This window comes from Actinopolymorpha sp. B17G11 (genome assembly GCF_040196095.1).
GTDB lineage: Bacteria > Actinomycetota > Actinomycetes > Propionibacteriales > Actinopolymorphaceae > Thermasporomyces.
In genome coordinates, this window is record NZ_JBEFTW010000083.1 from 1 (window position 1) to 5,538 (window position 5,538).

Below are 5,538 nucleotides of genomic sequence, written 5' to 3' on the forward strand. Positions count from 1 at the left end.
GCCTGATCTTTGAGAACTCAACAGCGTGCCGATAGTCGATGGTTTTGTGTTGTTTTGGCTCATGGCGCATTTTTGTGTGTTGTGGGTTTGTGTTTTTTTGGGGCCTGTTTTGGGCTTTCTGTTGGTTTTCGACGGAGAGTTTGATCCTGGCTCAGGACGAACGCTGGCGGCGTGCTTAACACATGCAAGTCGAGCGGAAAGGCCCTTTCGGGGGTACTCGAGCGGCGAACGGGTGAGTAACACGTGAGTAACCTGCCTTTGGCTCTGGGATAAGCCTGGGAAACTGGGTCTAATACTGGATGTTCATATCTGTCCGCATGGGTGGGTGTGGAAAGTTTTTCGGCCAGGGATGGGCTCGCGGCCTATCAGCTTGTTGGTGGGGTGATGGCCTACCAAGGCTTTTACGGGTAGCCGGCCTGAGAGGGCGACCGGCCACACTGGGACTGAGACACGGCCCAGACTCCTACGGGAGGCAGCAGTGGGGAATATTGCACAATGGGCGGAAGCCTGATGCAGCAACGCCGCGTGAGGGATGACGGCCTTCGGGTTGTAAACCTCTTTCAGCACCGACGAAGCGGGAGTGACGGTAGGTGCAGAAGAAGCGCCGGCCAACTACGTGCCAGCAGCCGCGGTAACACGTAGGGCGCGAGCGTTGTCCGGAATTATTGGGCGTAAAGGGCTCGTAGGCGGTTTGTTGCGTCGAGAGTGAAATCCCACGGCTTAACTGTGGGACTGCTTTCGATACGGGCAGGCTAGAGGTAGGCAGGGGAGAGTGGAATATCCGGTGTAGCGGTGGAATGCGCAGATATCGGATGGAACACCGGTGGCGAAGGCGGCTCTCTGGGCCTTACCTGACGCTGAGGAGCGAAAGCGTGGGGAGCGAACAGGATTAGATACCCTGGTAGTCCACGCCGTAAACGTTGGGCGCTAGGTGTGGGGGACTTTCCACGTCCTCCGTGCCGCAGCTAACGCATTAAGCGCCCCGCCTGGGGAGTACGGCCGCAAGGCTAAAACTCAAAGGAATTGACGGGGGCCCGCACAAGCGGCGGAGCATGTTGCTTAATTCGAGGCGACGCGAAGAACCTTACCTGGGTTTGACATGCAGGGAAATCTCGTAGAGATACGGGGTCCGTAAGGGTCCTGCACAGGTGGTGCATGGCTGTCGTCAGCTCGTGTCGTGAGATGTTGGGTTAAGTCCCGCAACGAGCGCAACCCTCGTCCTATGTTGCCAGCGGGTTATGCCGGGAACTCATAGGAGACTGCCGGGGTCAACTCGGAGGAAGGTGGGGATGAGGTCAAGTCATCATGCCCCTTATATCCAGGGCTGCAAACATGCTACAATGGTCGGTACAAAGGGTTGCGAGACCGTGAGGTGGAGCGAATCCCAAAAAGCCGGCCTCAGTTCGGATCGGGGTCTGCAACTCGACCCCGTGAAGTTGGAGTCGCTAGTAATCGCGGATCAGCAACGCCGCGGTGAATACGTTCCCGGGCCTTGTACACACCGCCCGTCAAGTCATGAAAGTCGGCAATACCCGAAGCCCATGTCCTAACCCCTTGTGGGAGGGAGTGGTCGAAGGTGGGGCTGGCGATTAGGACTAAGTCGTAACAAGGTAGCCGTACCGGAAGGTGCGGCTGGATCACCTCCTTTCTAAGGAGCAGGTGGGTCGTCGTCTGGTGGGTCTGGAGTTGTTCTGGGTCTGTTGTGGGCGGTTGGTCTGCTGCTTGTTAGTGGAACGTCGACTGTTTGGCGCCTTTGCTGGTTGGTTTCTGTTCTGGTACTGCCTGCTGCTGCTGCTGTTGTTGTGGTGGTGGTGGGTGTGGAAGGGGTGGGGGCTGGTTGGTGGGGTGTTGTGGTGCGCTGTTGGGTCCTGAGAGATCAGGTGGCTGGCTTCTTTGTGGGGTTGGTGTCTGGTTTTTCTGGTGTGTTTGTTGTTTGAGAACTGCATAGTGGACGCGAGCATCTTTATTCTTGAGGACATGGCTTGATTTTGTTGGGTTGTGTTTTTGAGGGTTTTTGTGTTGGTGTTGTTTGGCAAGTTTTTTAGGGCACTCGGTGGATGCCTTGGTACCAGAAGCCGATGAAGGACGTTGGAGCCTGCGATAATCCCTGGGGAGTTGGCAACCGAGCTTTGATCCGGGGGTTTCCGAATGGGGAAACCTGGCTGGGGTTATGCCCAGTCGCCAGCATCTGAATTCATAGGGTGTTGGAGGGAACGCGGGGAAGTGAAACATCTCAGTACCCGTAGGAAGAGAAAACAATTGTGATTCCGTGAGTAGTGGCGAGCGAAAGCGGATGAGGCTAAACCGTGTAGGTGTGAGAGCTGGCAGGTGTTGCCTGCGCGGGGTTGTGGGAGCGTTTTTGCTGGGGCTGCTGACCTGGCGGGAAGTGATAAACCGTTGCGGAAGCTGAAGGGTCTGGAATGGCCTGGCGTAGTAGGTGATACCCCTGTAGGTGTAATGTGACGGCTTCCTTGAATGTTTCCCAAGTAGCACGGGACCCCTGAAATCCTGTGTGAATCTGGCGGGACCACCCGCTAAGCCTAAATACTTTCTGGTGACCGATAGTGCACTAGTACCGTGAGGGAAAGGTGAAAAGTACCCCGGGAGGGGAGTGAAATAGTTCCTGAAACCGGGTGCCTACAATCCGTCAGAGCCTTCGGGTGATGGCGTGCCTTTTGAAGAATGAGCCTGCGAGTTAGTGGTGCGTGGCGAGGTTAACCCGTTGTGGGGTAGCCGTAGCGAAAGCGAGTCTGAATAGGGCGTTGAGTCGCGTGCTCTAGACCCGAAGCGGGGTGATCTACCCATGGGCAGGGTGAAGCGTGGGTAAGACTGCGTGGAGGCCCGAACCCACCGGCGTTGAAAAGCCGGGGGATGATCTGTGGGTAGGGGTGAAAGGCCAATCAAACTCCGTGATAGCTGGTTCTCCCCGAAATGCATTTAGGTGCAGCGTTGCGTGTTTCCTACTGGAGGTAGAGCACTGGATGGTCTAGGGGGCCGACAAGCTTACCGAAATCAGCCAAACTCCGAATGCCAGTAGGTTGAAGCGTGGCAGTGAGACTGCGGGCGATAAGGTTCGTGGTCGAGAGGGAAACAGCCCAGATCATCAGCTAAGGCCCCTAAGCGTTCGCTAAGTGGAAAAGGATGTGGAGTCGCAGAGACAACCAGGAGGTTGGCTTAGAAGCAGCCATCCTTGAAAGAGTGCGTAATAGCTCACTGGTCAAGTGATTCTGCGCCGACAATGTAGCGGGGCTCAAGCGGACCGCCGAAGCTGTGACATTCACGCATGTGCCTAGCCGCGCGCCTTTGGGTGTGTTGGTTTGGGTGTGTGGATGGGTAGGGGAGCGTCGTGTGGCGTGGGAAGCGGCCGGGTGACCGAGTCGTGGATGCTGCACGAGTGAGAATGCAGGCATGAGTAGCGAAAGAGGGGTGAGAAACCCCTCCGCCGAATGACTAAGGGTTCCAGGGCCAGGCTAATCCGCCCTGGGTAAGTCGGGTCCTAAGGCGAGGCCGACAGGCGTAGTCGATGGACAACGGGTTGATATTCCCGTACCGGTTTTGTTGCGCCCATGCTGAGTCCGGTGATGCTAAGCAGACGAACCTGTGCGCGCCTTTCGGGGTGTGTGTGGGGGTGTGTGTGGCCCGATCCGGTAGTAGGCAAGCGATGGGGTGACGCAGGAGGGTAGCTCTACGCGGCGATGGTAGGCCGAAAGGCTGATCCGCGGGCAAGGATGTAGGACTCAGGGTAGGTAAATCCGTCCTGTGTATGTCTGAGATCTGATGCCGAGCCGATTGAGGCGAAGTGAGTGATCCCATGCTGTCGAGAAAAACCTCTAGTGAGTGACAGAACCGCCCGTACCCTAAACCGACACAGGTGGTCAGGTAGAGAATACCGAGGCGATCGGGTGAACCGTGGTTAAGGAACTCGGCAAAATGCCCCCGTAACTTCGGGAGAAGGGGGACCGAAACCGTTACCACACGTGCTGTGGGAAGCGGTGGAGGTCGCAGAGACCAGGCCCAAGCGACTGTTTACTAAAAACACAGGTCCGTGCGAAGTTGTAAGACGATGTATACGGACTGACGCCTGCCCGGTGCTGGAACGTTAAGAGGACCCGTTAACCCTTTCGGGGGTGAAGCGGAGAATTTAAGCGCCAGTAAACGGCGGTGGTAACTATAACCATCCTAAGGTAGCGAAATTCCTTGTCGGGTAAGTTCCGACCTGCACGAATGGCGTAACGACTTGGGCGCTGTCTCAACCACGGACCCGGCGAAATTGCATTACGAGTAAAGATGCTCGTTACGCGCAGCAGGACGGAAAGACCCCGGGACCTTTACTACAGCTTGGTATTGGTGGTCGGTTCGGCTTGTGTAGGATAGGTGGGAGACTGTGAAACCCTGACGCCAGTTAGGGTGGAGTCAACGTTGAAATACCACTCTGGTCGTACTGGCTGTCTAACCTCGGTCCGTTATCCGGATCAGGGACAGTGCCTGGTGGGTAGTTTAACTGGGGCGGTTGCCTCCTAAAAGGTAACGGAGGCGCCCAAAGGTTCCCTCAGCCTGGTTGGCAATCAGGTGTTGAGTGTAAGTGCACAAGGGAGCTTGACTGTGAGACTGACGGGTCGAGCAGGAGCGAAAGCTGGGACTAGTGATCTTGCGGTGGCATGTGGAAGCGCCGTGACTCATCGGATAAAAGGTACCCCGGGGATAACAGGCTGATCTTGCCCAAGAGTCCATATCGACGGCATGGTTTGGCACCTCGATGTCGGCTCGTCGCATCCTGGGGCCGGAGCAGGTCCCAAGGGTTGGGCTGTTCGCCCATTAAAGCGGTACGCGAGCTGGGTTTAGAACGTCGTGAGACAGTTCGGTCCCTATCCGCTGCGCGCGTAGGAGACTTGAGAAGGGCTGTCCCTAGTACGAGAGGATCGGGACGGACGGACCTCTGGTGTGCCAGTTGTACCGCCAGGTGCACTGCTGGTTGGCTACGTTCGGAAGTGATAACCGCTGAAGGCATCTAAGCGGGAAGCACGCTTCAAGATAAGGTCTCCCACCGGCTCGACCGGGTAAGGCCCCCAGAAGACGACTGGGTTGATAGGCCAGAGGTGGAAGCGAGGACCTAAAGACTCGTGTAGCTGACTGGTACTAATAGGCCGAGGGCTTGCCACACACCAAACACAAGCGTGCTATGCGTCCACTATGCGGTTCTGAAACAACAAACCACCACCCCCCGCCTACACCGCAACCCCCCGCCACACCCACCCGGGAAAGAAACACCGGGCTGGATGTGGCAGCACAAAGGGGGGAAAGCAAGCGGCGGCACGGGGCGACAACAACAGTACAGTGGTTGACTGTTTCACAGCGTTACGGCGGTCACAGCGAAGGGGAAACACCCGGTCCCATACCGAACCCGGAAGTTAAGCCCTCCAGCGCCGATGGTACTGCAGGGGCCACCCTGTGGGAGAGTAGGACACCGCCGGACACCACACACAAGAAGAGGGCCACCCACCAGGGCGGCCCTCTTCTTGCGTCCCGAGGTATGTACGG

At 57.1% G+C, this 5,538-nt stretch carries 3 rRNA genes; all 3 read left to right on the forward strand.

The features are described 5' to 3' along the window. Positions 1 to 128: 128 nt before the first annotated feature. The 3 genes from ABN028_RS34945 (at position 129) to rrf (ending at position 5,473) form a co-directional block, all read left to right on the forward strand. A 16S ribosomal RNA gene (locus tag ABN028_RS34945) occupies positions 129 to 1,648 on the forward strand. Positions 1,649 to 2,030: 382 nt separating this feature from the next. Further along, positions 2,031 to 5,160: ribosomal RNA gene (locus ABN028_RS34950) — 23S ribosomal RNA — on the forward strand. 196 nt (positions 5,161 to 5,356) lie between these two features. Further along, a 5S ribosomal RNA gene (gene rrf, locus ABN028_RS34955) occupies positions 5,357 to 5,473 on the forward strand. The 16S, 23S and 5S rRNA genes sit together here, the layout of an rRNA operon. The last annotated feature ends 65 nt before the right edge of the window (positions 5,474 to 5,538 follow it).